The organism is Anabaena sp. UHCC 0204 (assembly GCF_009711975.1).
GTDB lineage: Bacteria > Cyanobacteriota > Cyanobacteriia > Cyanobacteriales > Nostocaceae > Dolichospermum.
The window spans coordinates 229,844-244,732 of sequence record NZ_VIKW01000003.1; the positions used below are offsets into that span (position 1 = coordinate 229,844).

At 38.5% G+C, this 14,889-nt stretch carries 13 protein-coding genes and 1 riboswitch; of the genes, 5 read left to right on the forward strand and 8 right to left on the reverse strand.

Annotation, left to right across the window (positions count from 1 at the left end; all coding sequences use genetic code 11):
• Positions 1-90: 90 nt before the first annotated feature.
• The 3 genes from FJR04_RS03985 to FJR04_RS03995 all read right to left on the reverse strand — a co-directional run bounded on the left by FJR04_RS03985 (position 91) and on the right by FJR04_RS03995 (position 3,234).
• On the reverse strand, positions 91-1,062 hold the full coding sequence (locus tag FJR04_RS03985; RefSeq protein ID WP_168492014.1) for an NADAR family protein: 972 nt from the start codon (positions 1,060-1,062) through the stop codon (positions 91-93).
• 16 nt (positions 1,063-1,078) lie between these two features.
• On the reverse strand, positions 1,079-2,140 hold the full coding sequence (locus FJR04_RS03990; RefSeq protein WP_168492016.1) for a hypothetical protein: 1,062 nt from the start codon (positions 2,138-2,140) through the stop codon (positions 1,079-1,081).
• Positions 2,141-2,328: 188 nt separating this feature from the next.
• Entirely contained in the window at positions 2,329-3,234 is a 906-nt protein-coding gene (locus tag FJR04_RS03995; RefSeq protein ID WP_168492017.1) for a hypothetical protein, read from the reverse strand.
• Positions 3,235-3,340: 106 nt separating this feature from the next.
• Between FJR04_RS03995 and FJR04_RS04000 the strand changes: the two genes are divergently transcribed.
• Both FJR04_RS04000 and FJR04_RS04005 read left to right on the forward strand, forming a co-directional pair.
• Complete coding sequence (locus FJR04_RS04000) at positions 3,341-3,571, forward strand: hypothetical protein (RefSeq protein ID WP_168492019.1); 231 nt, start codon at positions 3,341-3,343, stop codon at positions 3,569-3,571.
• Positions 3,561-3,908, forward strand: coding sequence for a type II toxin-antitoxin system PemK/MazF family toxin (locus FJR04_RS04005; protein WP_168492020.1), 348 nt, complete (start codon positions 3,561-3,563; stop codon positions 3,906-3,908). Before FJR04_RS04000 ends, FJR04_RS04005 begins: the two co-directional genes overlap by 11 nt.
• Before the next feature lie 168 nt (positions 3,909-4,076).
• Here the strand turns inward: FJR04_RS04005 and thiC are convergent, their stop codons facing one another.
• The 3 genes from thiC to FJR04_RS04020 all read right to left on the reverse strand — a co-directional run bounded on the left by thiC (position 4,077) and on the right by FJR04_RS04020 (position 7,722).
• The gene (gene thiC / locus FJR04_RS04010; RefSeq protein WP_168492022.1) at positions 4,077-5,450 is read right to left on the reverse strand and encodes a phosphomethylpyrimidine synthase; all 1,374 of its coding nucleotides are present in this window, start codon (positions 5,448-5,450) and stop codon (positions 4,077-4,079) included.
• Positions 5,451-5,458: 8 nt separating this feature from the next.
• Positions 5,459-5,555, reverse strand: a riboswitch (TPP riboswitch).
• 189 nt (positions 5,556-5,744) lie between these two features.
• Positions 5,745-6,737 carry a pentapeptide repeat-containing protein gene (locus FJR04_RS04015; RefSeq protein WP_168492024.1) on the reverse strand — a complete coding sequence of 331 codons (993 nt, stop codon included), beginning with the start codon at positions 6,735-6,737 and terminating at the stop codon, positions 5,745-5,747.
• A gap of 70 nt (positions 6,738-6,807) precedes the next feature.
• The gene (locus tag FJR04_RS04020) at positions 6,808-7,722 is read right to left on the reverse strand and encodes a hypothetical protein (protein ID WP_168492026.1); all 915 of its coding nucleotides are present in this window, start codon (positions 7,720-7,722) and stop codon (positions 6,808-6,810) included.
• A 566-nt stretch (positions 7,723-8,288) separates the two neighbouring features.
• Between FJR04_RS04020 and FJR04_RS04025 the strand changes: the two genes are divergently transcribed.
• The 3 genes from FJR04_RS04025 (at position 8,289) to FJR04_RS04035 (ending at position 12,007) form a co-directional block, all read left to right on the forward strand.
• On the forward strand, positions 8,289-9,281 hold the full coding sequence (locus tag FJR04_RS04025; RefSeq protein ID WP_168492150.1) for an iron ABC transporter substrate-binding protein: 993 nt from the start codon (positions 8,289-8,291) through the stop codon (positions 9,279-9,281).
• A 3-nt stretch (positions 9,282-9,284) separates the two neighbouring features.
• Positions 9,285-10,901, forward strand: coding sequence for an iron ABC transporter permease (locus tag FJR04_RS04030; RefSeq protein WP_168492027.1), 1,617 nt, complete (start codon positions 9,285-9,287; stop codon positions 10,899-10,901).
• A 65-nt stretch (positions 10,902-10,966) separates the two neighbouring features.
• Positions 10,967-12,007 (forward strand): ABC transporter ATP-binding protein, encoded by a 1,041-nt coding sequence (locus FJR04_RS04035; RefSeq protein WP_168492029.1) that lies wholly within the window; start codon positions 10,967-10,969, stop codon positions 12,005-12,007.
• 128 nt (positions 12,008-12,135) lie between these two features.
• Here the strand turns inward: FJR04_RS04035 and FJR04_RS04040 are convergent, their stop codons facing one another.
• Together FJR04_RS04040 and mgtE are read right to left on the reverse strand one after the other, a co-directional pair.
• Positions 12,136-13,131: an aspartate carbamoyltransferase catalytic subunit gene (locus FJR04_RS04040; protein ID WP_168492031.1), complete on the reverse strand. Its 996-nt coding sequence runs from the start codon at positions 13,129-13,131 to the stop codon at positions 12,136-12,138.
• 145 nt (positions 13,132-13,276) lie between these two features.
• A complete protein-coding gene (gene mgtE, locus FJR04_RS04045; protein WP_168492032.1) occupies positions 13,277-14,626 on the reverse strand; it encodes a magnesium transporter in 1,350 nt (449 codons plus the stop codon).
• Positions 14,627-14,889 lie beyond the last annotated feature (263 nt).

The window sequence follows — 14,889 nt, forward strand, 5'->3', positions numbered from 1 at the left end:
CTCTCTCCATAATCACACTACAAGCGATCAGACTTGGCATTATATTTCATTGATATAATTCAACGCAATTTTACATAATCAACCGCAATTCTACATTTGGTTAAGTAAAGATAATTGGCATTCTAAAACATATCTAACTGGCTTACGAAGCTTTGAAACCTTACCTAGTTTTACTGCTCTTTCTAACCAAGTACGCATTAAAGTTAAAGGAATGTTTAAACGTTCAGCTAACTCTTTATCCGTAAATTCTGTATTCAACAACTCTTCAAGATGAGGTAACACTATATGGAAAGCATCGTATTTGTTAAAATCACTCTCAATTTCAACAATGCTATTTACAGCATCATTTTTGTTACCAACTATCTCATATTTATCCTCACTCAGTAAAACTACTTCTGGAGTTAGTTGACTAGCTACTTCTTTATCAACTTCAACTGAAACTTCTGCGTTGCTATCTAGATAACATTCGCCATCTCTTGATACTGGATTTATTTCTCGCTCATAAAGTAGAAAGTTTGAAATTGATAGAGGTCTTACAATTGTTTGGGAAGTAATTTCTCCGGTTTTGACCTGTTCTCTTAATTGCATTAGTAATCGACCGAGAACATTTATTCCAATAAGAATTTCTTCATCTACTGGTTTAGCTCCCCAAAAATCATCTTTTCTCGAGTCTTCAACAATTGGTTGATTTTCTGTCTCAAGTAAGAGACTACTAAATTTTTCCCAATTCTGAATGAGCTTTACCTGTAAGCACCAGCGCATAATTTTTGTCCGAACTAAATCCCAGTCGACACGGGAATTATCACGATAAGGCTTACTCCTCATTTTTGCTGTCATGGGACTTCGTTCAGCAATTATTAAACGCTGTACGTCAGGTATATGAGGAAAACGACAGGCTTGATACAATGCTTCAGAAGTAAGAATCCTAACACCGTTGACAAATAATGGGTATCCTCCTGCCATGTTGGATAATCCACCAAACCTTTCAGCCGTTTTGCGAAAAGTAATACAATCTTGCCTATTGTATGTTCTTGATTCAGGAAGCTTTAATGCTGCTACCATCTTAAATTTCTCCTATTCAGGGATTGGAGTAATGTTCATTAACTATTCTAGGAAACAGGGGATACCACGCATTTAGTGGATAAGCTTTATTAGGATCACCCCACCATAATGCCAAAGGGCAGTTATTGGCAATATTACGATATGTTACCAAAATTGCGCCAAATCCTAGTGACTTAAGATAGTCATACCCTAAAGGTCGCATACTTGAATTCGGATTTTTTGGCAATGAGACAATGTAAGCACCAGCTTTTAGAAACGCGGACTCAATAACTTTACGATCAGTAGGTGAAGAAAATATGTTGTCTTCAATTGGTACATTATTAGGACGAAATAGAGATGGTAGAGATTTATTTGTATTCTGGCGATCCTCGTTTACTTGTTGAACAAATCTATCAACTGATTCATCTTCAGAAATTTCGCTTGTCCAAAAGCAGTCAAATCTTGATGGTTTCCAACGATTATTATGAAATTCATGTAGTCGCCAAAATTCTACTATAATATTCTTAGCTTGAGCCTTTTGCTTAATTAATTTTTTTGAGTAATCGTATCCATCAGTATGAATTCCTAAAAATATTAAATGTAAAGTTGTTCCTTCAACAGCATTAGACAGCCAGGAATCAATATCACGTCGTACTCTATTTCCTGAATATAAACAATCATCCAAATAGATATATATAACAGGTGATTTACCGCAATCGTCAAAATTAAGACCATACAAATTCTGTAAAGATTGTTCAGTAAGACTTAATAAATCGTTCTGACTATTTCCTTTAGTTTGAACTCGTAAAAATTGAGCATTTTTTATTGTTTTAGCGGGGTTAGATCCGAAAATTGCTTGAAAAGTCAAAACAGCAGTAACAAATTCTTGAGCTACTTGGCGAGAAATATAGTAATTTTTGAGAATTCTATCCATTTGCTCAAGAATAACCTTTTGAGAATTTTCATCAAAGCCAAATTTATCAAACTGCCTCACCCATTTTTCTACATGGTTTGGATCAATAACAGGAATTTCACCCTGTCTATAATCGGCAATTGTCGTTGCTATAGAATTAAGAAGAATTTGATGCTGATTAGACATAAAGGCTTTGATTTTACAATGCTACTTTTAATTTAAAAGAGAAAAGTGGGCAATGCCCATCCTTCTATTATTATCCTTGTACTACAGGTTCTTTTGCCAAAAACTTTTCCAACTCAGTTAAAGCATCAGCATCAAACAAACATGAGCAGTTTGGGAAATCTCCTCAAACTGCTAAAAAATATATTACCCTAACCTTCCTCATTCCCCAATCTTTGTAACAATTCCTCACGGGATAAATTACCCAAAGAAAGAAGTAACTGAGTACGTTCAGCAATAGGAATATTAGCAATCTTTTCCACCAAACCAGATAACTCAGCATCTAAACTACCAAAACGCCCTTCCAGAAGAGAAGTTATCAAAGAAAGTTGTCCTTCTTGCTTTCCTTCTTGCTTCCAGTCTTCTATTTGTTGTAAATAAGCCGGTGACAAGTTCATAATTACTTCCTCTTCTTCCCTACTTAAATTATCTCTCAATTCTAAATTCTTGCGCCAGTCCGCTAAAATTTCTAACAAATTCTCTCGAAAAGGGTTATTTTCTGGTAACTCAGTTAACTCCTCCACTGCTCTTTTTTGTGTTCCTCCTTTCCCCAAAACTCTCAACCATAAAGTGTCCTCATTTTCTGGTAACTGATGAATTACAACTATTGCTGTTTTCAGAATATTCGGCAGAAAATAAACACCTTGAACCCAATCTTCTCCCATTTCAACTGCACCTAAACCAGCAATCATCCGAGATGAAAAAGTTGGTGTTAAAATCCATAAAATCGGTAAATCTGATTCAGCAATATTTCTGTTTTCGCGTTTTGCTTTCCTGACTACATCGCCATGAACAGCATATAATTTAAGTAAACAACTGCGAATTTCTATTTCCGATGGTGGATTACGAAAAGGCTCAAATAAACATTGAGTTTTTGCCATCTTCCCTAATAAACCTAAAGGGAGATTTTCCTGATTTTGATCAGAAAATGGTTCAAACCAAACATCAATTTCTTGAACTTCACTTTTAACTTTTTCGCTTTTTTTAATTGTTCCTAGAGGCGTTAATAATTCCTCTAGATATTCTTTGGCGAATTGATCATGAGATTGTCGAGTCATTTGATTATACAAAAAATCACACTAAACATGAAAAATGTTATATAATAAGTATGTTACTGTAGTAATTATACTTTTAATAGTAGTTTATACTCTAAAAATTAAACTAATGTTACAATCAATCGAAGGCATTTACAAAGACGGGAAAATTGAGTTAACTGAAACGCCAACAGGCATAAATACAGCACGAGTAATTGTTACCTTTCTTGATGCAAATGCTTCTATAAATTTGTCATCTCGCGGAATTAATGAAGAACAAGCCGCAAATTTAAGAGCTAGATTACAATGTTTTGCACAAGATTGGGATCAACCAGAGATGGAAGTTTACGATGCCTTATAATCGCGGTTCAGTAGTGCTGGTTTTGTTCCCAGACTCAAACTTAAAAACTGCTAAACGTCGTCCTGCTTTAGTTGTTCAATCTCACAATATTGGTACTGGTTTATCCCAAACTATTATAGCTATGATTACCAGTAATATTTCTCGTGCTGGACACCCTAGCCGAGTATTTGTGAATATAGCAACACCAGAAGGAAAACAAACGGGATTAATTACTGATTCTGTGATTATGACAGACAATTTAGCAACTGTTTTAGATACAGAAATTGATAAAGTTATTGGTTTTTGCTCAGAAATGTCTTTAGTAGATGCAGCACTCAGACATACATTAGAAATTTAACGTGGTGTTTTGTATAAAATAGTGTTTCTGCATTTGGTAAAAAATGGCTATTGCTCTAACAAATTATCTAAAATAATGTTAATATTTAGAGATTTTGATTCAAGCACAGTTAAACGATTAATATCGTTACCAGGTTTAACCCAGTAACGATGTTTAACGAGAATTATCTTAGCTTTGCGCTACAGGTTCTTTCGCCAAAAACTTCTCCAACTCAGTCAAAGCATCAGCATCAACCTTAGTCTGCATAGGACAGAACTTAGGTCCACACATAGAACAGAACTCAGCGGTTTTATAGATATCTGCTGGTAAAGTTTCATCGTGATATTCCTTCGCTCTTTCTGGGTCCAAAGATAACTCAAATTGACGATTCCAGTCGAAATTATAGCGAGCCGCTGAAAGTTCATCATCTCTATCTCTAGCACCAGGGCGATGTCTAGCAATATCCGCCGCATGAGCCGCAATTTTATACGCAATTAAGCCATTACGCACATCTTCAGCATTAGGTAAACCTAAATGTTCTTTAGGTGTCACATAACATAACATTGCAGTACCATACCAACCCGCCATTGCAGCCCCAATCGCTGAGGTAATATGGTCGTAACCAGGAGCAATATCTGTTACCAAAGGACCGAGAACATAGAAAGGAGCTTCCGAACACTCTTCCATTTGCTTGCGGACATTGAACTCAATTTGATCCATAGGTACGTGTCCGGGACCTTCCACCATCACCTGGACATCATGTTCCCAAGCTTTGCGGGTGAGATTTCCCAGAGTTTTCAGTTCTGCTAACTGGGCTTCATCGGACGCATCATGGGTACATCCTGGGCGCAGGGAGTCGCCTAAACTGAAAGAAACATCATATCTTTTGAAAATCTCAATGATGTCGTTGTAGTGGGTATACAGGGGGTTTTGTTTGTGGTGATGCAACATCCACCGCGCCAAAATTCCGCCACCACGAGAAACAATACCTGTAATCCGGTTTCTGACTAAAGGTAAATGTTCAATCAAAATACCCGCGTGGATGGTTTGATAGTCTACCCCTTGCTGGGCGTGTTTTTCGATGATGTGGAGAAAGTCGTCAGCGGTGAGATTTTCGATAGTGCCGTGAACGCTTTCTAAAGCTTGGTAAACTGGAACAGTCCCAATGGGAACAGGTGAAGCGTTGATAATTGCGGTACGAATTTCATCTAAATTACCGCCACCTGTGGACAAATCCATGACGGTATCAGCACCGTATTTTACCGCCAAGTTGAGTTTATCAACTTCTTCTTGCAGGTTAGAGGAGTTGGGAGAAGCGCCGATATTGGCGTTGACTTTGCACTTAGAAGCGATACCGATCGCCATCGGTTCTAAGTTAGTGTGATTAATATTCGCAGGGATAATCATCCGTCCCCGTGCCACTTCGGCGCGAATCAGTTCAGCCGGCAGGTTTTCCCGCTTGGCTACGTATTGCATTTCTTCAGTGATCACACCCTGACGGGCGTAGTGCATTTGCGATACGTTTTTTTGTCCACGTCGCTTGGCTACCCATTCTGTACGCATTATGAAATTCCTCAAATATACAGCTTCCCTCCGCTGGTATTACCCAGACTCAGGTGTTAAGGGTTTGATCTCAGCTTGGTTTCTCAAGCACCCCTAGCATGAATGGAATTGTAGCATTTCGGTTATATTTGGGGGGCAGGACGTTATAAATTGTGAAGATTTGGATTGTGTGGTGCTAACTAATGGCGTTGCTGAATTTAGATATGAACTTTAAAAATTCCATGTCTCAAACTCTTCCTCTTTGCGCCTCTGCGCCTCTGCGTGAAACAAATTCAAACTTTCATTCAGCAACACCTAACTAATTGTACCATCTGGCATAATCGCTTCATGCAAATTTGCGCCCATCAGATTCGTACTACTCATTTCGGCTCTCATCAAATTTGCCTTACTTAAATTAGCACCAGTTAAGTCTGTTCTCGCTAGATAAGCATCTACTAAATCTGCTTCAGTTAAATTAGCCTGACGCAGGATAGCCCGACTGAAATCAACTTTACTCAACCTCGCAAAACTGAGATTTGCTAAACTCATCTTGGCTTTAGCCAGTGTAGCACCGGGCATAATTGCTCCAGATAAATTTACCCTTGTCAGTTCAGCTTCACTGAGATTTGCGCGTTCTAATTTTGCATTCATGAGGTTAGCACTTTGCAAATTAGCGCCCTCCAGATTAGCGTCGGTGAGAAACGCACCTTGTAAAATCGCTGCACTCAAATCCGCACCACTCAAATCCGCACCACGTAGCATAGCCTCACTTAAATTAGCACCACTCAAATCAACCTTAGCTAAGTCTGCACCAGTTAAATTAGCGCCCCGCAAGTCAGCTTTATGCAGGTTAGCACCCCGAAGAATAGCACTACTATAAGCTCTTTTTTCTTCTCGCAAATTAGCGCCACGGAGGCAAGCACCTGTTAAATTAGCGCCACTTAAATCAGCACCACGCAAATCAGCACCCATTAAGTTAGCATCTAAAAGATCAGCTAAAGTTAAGTTAGCATTCCGCAAATCAGCACTCTGCAAAGTTGCACCATGTAAATCAGCATCATGCAAGTTAGCACTGATTAACCGCGCTTGATTAAGATTTGCACCACTGAGATTTGTAGAAATTAGATTTGTTTGAGTGAGAATAGCCCTATTTAGATAACTAAAAATAAGAATGGCATTACTTAATTCTGCCTTATTTAAGATAATACCAATCAAATCTGCACCAAATAAATTTACTCCATTTAAATTTACTTCACTAAATTGGATTTCTCCATTTGCATATCGTTTGAGCAGATCCTTAGCATTCATATTTTTCTCCTTGTAAGCGCCACATTTTTTCTTGAATTTTATAAAAATTAATAATGATTAAAATTTGTTTTTATTGCTGGTTTTTCATATTCTCTATAGGAGGAACTATAAATTGACAGGTACTAGCCTCGTGGTCATCATCTTCATAAATATAATCATCAACTTCAGTAAATAGTATGGGATTATTAGTATTAACTAAGGGTCTAGTTTCTGGAGATGAATTATTATTTAATAGTTGATATGGGTTGGTGCTGACTGATATCTTACTATATAAACTTCGCATACATTGAATTATCGCCCCAGCAGCTTGAATATTTTCATCTATCTTTCCTAAAGATTTAACAGCAGTATTTAGTTTAGATTCAAGTTCTGAGATAGTTGAACAAGAAACAAATAATCTTTGCAATAAACTATCAAGTTCTTCTGTTCTTAGTTTAAACCAATCTTCCTGATTAAAAGTAAATTTATGATCAAGTGCAGAAAATATAACTATTTTAGCCCTTAATGGATTAGTATATTTCATAAGATTTTGTCGTAAATCAAAATAATTATATTGTGACGGTTTTATATAATTTGCTGATATTTTTTCTGGTTCAGAAATGATAGATTTTTTTTGAATAGGTTGATTTAATAATAATCCCGTTGCTTCTTCTTGATCAGATGGAGATAATATTCCTGTAGCTTCTTCAGAGTTTAAATATAGTTTTTGAATTTCATTAACAATTAGATTTGCAACTAGAGCGTATTCACCTGGTTTATTAAGAGTGTTGACAACATTAGATAATGTGGAATTTAAGTTATCAATAGTTGGATTTAAATTACATAATTCCCGAATTAATTTTGTTAATTCAAATCTATCGAGTGTATCTTGATCATTCTCCCAAATATTTTTACAAGCACAGAATATCAACTTTTTAATTCGTTTTGAGTTTTCATGCTCTTCTAAATAGTTTGCTACTTCATTAAGACTAGATAGAGTTATCATCGGTAAATCTCCAGCGCAGGTATCAGATAAAAATAGATTATAGCTGGATTTGCGCTCTAGTGAGTAGCAAAAGTTTTCGATTAGTTCAGTAAAAAGGGGAGACGATAAGTCAACTTATTTCAAAAAGCAAAAAAGAAACCCAACATTATTAACTGTAGAACATTTCGATACCCCTCAGCAGGAACTATATGATAATATTTTTCATCTGTGAGCTATTGTGTTTCCAGCATATACCAGATTTAATAAAAAATATTGTCAAGTAAATAGTAAGACTTAATTAACAGTATTTATCAATACCAAAAAATAAAAAAATCATCATGCTGTGGATTGCAGGCTCTACTACGCTCATATTTAGTGTCTAAATTCCTTGTGTTCTTGCTTGCGTAGAGGAAAGTTGATCTTGCTGACAAGATAGTTTCTTATTTAGAATGGGAAGGAAATCTAAAATTTATGAGAATACTTCTTGATTCATTGTACAGATTTATGGTATTGATTAAGACTGTGAGATTATTGCTTAAATTTCCTGTTAAACGAATTGGAGGCTAGAATTGAAAAGTTCAACATTGATGAAAGCATCGGCAGCAGGTTTAGCTTTGATGGTCAGTGCGGGCATAGGATTAAGTGTAAACGCGCAAACAAAAACCATAACTATCTATTCTGGTAGAGGGGAGAAACTGATTAAGCCATTGCTGGAACAGGCAGAAAAAGATTTAAAGTTGAATATTCAAGTGCGTTATGGTGATACAGCAGAGTTAGCGATCGCTATTCTGGAAGAAGGCAAAAATAGCCGTGCAGATATATTCTTTGCTCAAGATGCTGGTGCTTTAGGTACACTAGAAAGACAGAAGCGCACACAAACCATTCCCCCCAACTTACTAAACCAAGTAGATGCCCGTTTTCGCTCACCCAAAGGACATTGGTTAGGTATTTCTGGACGCGCCCGTGTATTTAACTACAACACCAATCTCGTCAAAAAGAACCAACTACCAAATTCTATTTGGGACTTAACCCGACCACAATGGCGTGGTAAAGTAGCATGGGCCCCAACCAATGGCTCATTTCAATCATTTGTCACAGGTATGCGGGTACTAGAGGGAGAACCCAGAACTCTGCAATGGCTCAAAGCAATGAAAGCCAACGGAGTCAAAGATTACCGCAACAACACAGCAATTGTCGAAGCACTAGGTCGGGGAGAAGCTCACATTGGTTTGGTAAACAACTACTACCTAGCTAACTTCAAAAAGGCTAATCCTAACGTTCCTGTAGCTGCTCACTACACCAAAAAAGATGCAGGTTCAATGATTAACATTGCCGGAGTAGCAATTTTGGACTCTAGCAAGCAAAAATCTGACGCAGCAAGATTTATCAGTTACCTACTCAAACCAAGTTCACAAACATACTTTGCCAAAGGTACTAATGAGTATCCCTTAGTTAAAGGTGTACCAGGTCCAGCCAACCAAGTACCACTGAGCCAGATTAATCGCCCAAATCTCAACCTAACGAACTTGAATGATTTGCCAGGAACATTAGAATTATTACAGGAAGCAGGAGTTTTGTAGAAATTGAAATCGGTTCGCCCTCCATTATTTTTGACATTAGCGGCTGGAGTAGTGGCAGTAGCCATTGCTCTACCGTTAGTTTATTTAGTCATCCGTACCATAGGTATTGGTGGGGAAGAGTTATGGAAATTAATCTCTCGTCCTCGGAATATCTCAGTTTTTTGGAACAGTGCAGCAATGGCCGCAACAGTAACCGTATTTTCTGCGCTTATTGCTGTGCCATTAGCATTTTTAACTGTGCGGACAGACTTACCAGCCCGCAGATTTTGGTTAATAGTCACAACATTACCCCTAGCAGTTCCTAGCTATGTGGGTAGTTTTGCGTTAATTGCCACTTTAGCGCCCAGAGGTAGCTTTTTGCAGTTATTACTAGCACCTTTGGGGGTGGAAGAATTACCTTCCATTTATGGTTTTCCAGGTGCAGTTTTAGGTATTACTTTGTTTACCTATCCATATCTGCTATTAAGTGTCCGTTCTGGACTGCAAGGTATTGATCCTTCCTTAGAAGAAGCTGCCCAGAGTTTGGGCTATAGCAAGCGGCAAACCTTCTTTAAAGTTGTTTTACCCCAATTGAGACCATCCCTGATTGCGGGGGGATTGTTGGTAGCCTTGTATGCCTTGCGTGACTTTGGTACACCTTCCTTGATGCGGTTTGATACCTTTACCAGGGTAATTTTTCTGCAATACAAAGCTAGTTTTAACCGAAATTCAGCGGCGGCTTTATCATTAATGTTGGTGATATTGGTGTTAGTAATTTTATGGTTAGAGTATCGAGTGCGATCGCGCGCAGCATATTATAGTCGTGGTTCAGCTTCCCTCCGTCCACCAAAAATTAGCAAATTAGGTATTTGGAAATGGCCAGCCTTTGCATTTTGTCTACTCATTACTAGTTTAGGCTTGGTGTTACCAGTGGCTATTACCTTATTTTGGTTAAGCAGGGGATTAAACACAGGCTACAACTTTCCTAACTTAATACATGCTGCCCTTAACTCAGTTTCCGCTGCTGCATTAGCGGCTTTAGCTACCATCTTCTTTGCCCTTCCCGTGGCGATTTTATCTGTCCGCTTTCCCAGTAAAATTACAGCCATGATTGAACGCTGTTCTTACTTGGGATTTGGTGTACCGGGAATCGTTGTCGCCTTATCTTTGGTATTTTTTGGGGCTAACTACGTGCCATTTTTATACCAAACTCTACCAATGCTAGTGTTTGCCTATTTGGTATTATTTTTACCACAAACAGTAGGAACAGTCCGTACATCTCTATTACAAGTAAATCCCCAACTAGAAGAATCAGCCCGAAGTTTAGGGAGAACAGCTTGGCAAAGTTTAAAAGATGTCACCCTACCTTTAGTACAACCGGGTATACTCAGTGGTGCAGTTTTGGTATTTTTGACAGCTATTAAAGAACTCCCTGCAACTATGCTATTAGCACCAATAGGTTTTAATACTTTAGCTGTGCAAATTTGGCAAGCTACAGAGAATGTAGACTTTGCTGATGCGGCGGCTGGTTCATTAGTTATGCTATTAGTCTCTATAGGTGCAACTTTATTGGTGTTATCTCAAGAGAATATCAAAAAAGAAAAAGTCAATCCTAAACGAGAACTCCAAACCAAGTTTTAATTTCAGCAACGCCCTATTTTGAATTGTTCCCTATTCCCTGTTTTTTGAATTGATATAATTGAGCCATGCAACAACCAATCCTCCAGTTACAGAATGTCACCAAGCAATTTTCCCAAAGTGTTTCTCCAGCGGTAAATAATGTATCTTTAACATTGCCACAAGGAGATATCTTGGCATTGCTGGGTCCATCTGGTTGTGGTAAAACTACACTTTTGCGGTTAATTGCTGGTTTTGAACGTTTACAAGCGGGAACAATCCAAATAGCCGGACAGGTAGTCAGTGATGCCTCAACTAACATACCGCCGGAACAGCGCGATATCGGCGTTGTTTTTCAAGATTATGCCCTATTTCCCCATCTCAATGTTTCAGAAAATGTCGCTTTTGGGTTACAACAATTTGGTAAAGAACAAAAACAAAAGCGCGTAGCTGAAGTTATAGAATTAGTCAGACTCCAAGGTTTAGAAAAACGCTACCCCTATGAACTTTCTGGGGGACAACAGCAGCGAGTCGCTTTAGCTAGGGCTTTAGCGCCTAAACCCCAGATTATGCTTTTAGATGAACCATTAAGCAATCTAGATATTCAAGTTAGATTAAGATTGCGGGAAGAAATCCGAGATATTCTCAAATTAGCAGGGACTTCAGCTATTTTTGTTACCCATGATCAAGAAGAAGCACTAGCTATATCAGATATAGTTGGAGTTATGCAGCAAGGAAATTTAGAACAATTAGGTACACCGGAAGAAATTTATACCCATCCAGCATCCCGATTTGTAGCTGAATTTGTGACTCAAGCTAACTTTCTGCCGGCTCGTCGTCAAGGTAATTTATGGGAAACTGAATTTGGTAATTTTAGCATCCCCACTGATCATAAATACGATACTGGCGAAATCATGATTCGCCAAGAAGATTTAATTTTAAACCCAGCTACAAATGCACCTGTTGTGATTAGTACCCGACGCTTTTTAGGACGTGAATATCAATACTGTTTAAAAACCCCTTCTGGAAAAGAGATTCATGCTCGCATTATGGCTAATCAAGCTTTAGCAGTAGGTACACCAGTAGAATTGTCTATAGCAGATAATAAAGTACATATTTTTCCCAATTAACAGATTAGAAACCTCCAATTAAAAAAACACTCAAACTCTCATACCTCTGTATCCTCTGCGCCTCTGTGGTATGCGTTTCACGCACGCTACGCTAACGTTTCTTCGGGAATTTATTTTTTAGAAATCCCTTAAGCTTTACCGCTGCCGATAAAATACAATAACGCCATTCTGACAGCTACACCGCTAGTAACCTGCGATTGAATTAAGCTAAATTCGGGATCATCCATTAAATCAGAACTAATTTCTACACCGCGATTAACCGGTCCAGGATGTAAAACTTTGACATTAGGTTTACAGAGTTTTAATTTACTGCGAGTAATGCCAAATAGTTGATGATATTCCCGTAAACTGGGTAATAAATGGGCTGACATTCGTTCTTTTTGTAAACGCAATGTCATCACAAAATCAGCATCTTTTAAAGCTGGTTCTAATTGCCAATGAGTAAATAATCTTTGTGAATTTTCTGTGCATCCTAAATATTCAGCAAAGAATTTAGGCAATAATGTGGGAGGTGCGGCTAGATGGACTTGGGCACCACTAGCGGTGAGACTCCAAATATTAGAACGGGCGACGCGAGAATGTAAAATATCACCAACAATGGCAATTTTTTTACCTGCTAATAATTCTATTTTAGGTTGTGCGGGATCAATTAATGTACAAATCGTAAATAAATCAAGTAATCCTTGAGAAGGATGTTCATGTTGGCCATCACCAGCATTGAGGACACTAACTTTTACACCTAAACGATCCATTTCGTGAGCGATCGCTTGAGGAACTCCTGCATCTTTATGGCGGATTACCATTATATCAGTTCCCATGGCTAAATAGGTTTTTGCAGTATCTAAAATTGTTTCTCCTTTTGTCATAGAAGATGTCGCTGCTGCAAAATTCAATGTATCTGCACTTAATCGTTTAGCCGCAATTTCAAAACTACTGCGGGTACGGGTAGAAGATTCAAAAAATAAATTTGCTACAACTTGTCCTTGTAATGTAGGGACTTTTTTCGTCCTGCGTGATAATACCTCTTGAAACGAAGCCGCCGTTTGTAAAACGGCGTTATATTCAGCGGTTGTGAAGTCAGCTAGAGAGAGAATGTGATGACGATTCCAGGTAGTAGTAGGCATTAAGATTTGAGATTTGAGATTATTGAGGTAATTGACAATTACAGCAGATTGCAGGTAAATGGGTTACAAAATTTACAACCCAAGGCATATACCAAGAGACTTTTAACCCTGTTTCCTGTTCCCTGCTGTATCAATTACCTAGCTTTCAAGTAGGTAAATTAAAGACTTTTAAAGCAATAGAGATCATACTCAGAAAAGTTAAAAAGCCAATGGTATCGAGGAGAGTTGTCACTAACGGACCACTCATTAAAGCTGGATCTAGTTTGAGATGCTTTAAACCCATTGGTAACAAAGTTCCTAGTGTAACAGCCACCATTGTATTTGTGGCCATAACCGCCCCAGCAATTAAAGCTACCCATCTTTCTTGGGGTTTAGCCCAAATCAGGGAAAGGGCAATCATCGTTATCCCTAAAGCTACAGCAGTTCCTAAACCTGCTAAAAGTTCTTTGCGGAGGATTTTTGAAGTATCTTCCGGTGTGACTTCTCCGACACCTAAGCCGCGAATGGTGACTGTGAGGGCTTGTATACCGACAGTTCCACCTGTATTAGAAAATATCGGCATGATCACAGCCAGGACTGGTACAGCCGCAATGACTTGTTGAAAGGGAGCGATCGCACTGGCAGCACCAATATACAATCCCATAATCCCCAATAACCAAGGCAACCGTTTCCGAATTGTGATATGTGGGGGAGATAAAGCTTCTTCGTCACCACTTACCCCCGCCAATTTTTGGATATCTTCTGTGGCTTCTTCTTCTAAAATATCAACGACATCATCAATCGTAATAATACCGACTAATCGATCTTCCCTGTCAACTACAGGCATGGCGATTAAGTCATAACGCTGCATCACGCGGGCGACTTCTTCCTGTGAGGTTTCTGTTCTCACTTTGACAACGTGGGAACTGGCAATATCTTCAATTAAGACATCGGGAAAGGTAAATAAAAGTTGACGCAAAGAAACAACACTCACTAAAGTCCGATTATCATCCGTGACATAAGCATAGTAAATTGTTTCCTTATCTTCATCTTGCAAGCGGATTTTACTGAGGGCTTCACCAACAGTTAATCCTCGTCGCAAGCGGACATATTCCGTCGTCATTACCCGTCCCGCAGTCCCTTCTGGATAGCCGAGAATCGTGGAGGTAGCTTGTCTTTGTTCGGGGCTGAGTTGTTGTAATAACCGTTTGACTACTCCTGCTGGTAATTCATCAAATAATTCTGCCCGTTCATCGGGACTCATTTCTTCAACAAGGTGGACTACTTGGGCATCATGGAGGGAATTGATTAGTTCTTCCTGTATTTCTGTGGGTAAATATTCAAAGACATCTATGGCTTGATCTTTGTTGAGTAATCGAAAAGCGATCGCTCTTTGTTTTTCAGGTAATTGGGTGACGTACTCCCCCACATCCACTGGCTGTAAACAATTTAAGTCAAATTTAAGCTGATTTAAATCAGCAATATCCAAGGAATTACGAACTTCCTGTGTAAGCATAATTAAAATCTCCTAAAGTCTCCCCCGCGCTGGGAGACTGTCTCGCCAGCTTAGAGGAGGATACTACTGCCATCTGGTGGACTTTTGTCCATAACCTTTTGTAAAATTGAATAGCGATATCAAAATTTGCAAAGCACTGCTAAGTGATTAGTTTAGCCCGAAATTTACTTTTCCGATAGATGCTGTCAGGATTCCCCAAAAATAAATTACCCAATAATTGTAAAGGGGATTAGCGATCGCATAACCCACCATTTTTAAAGATT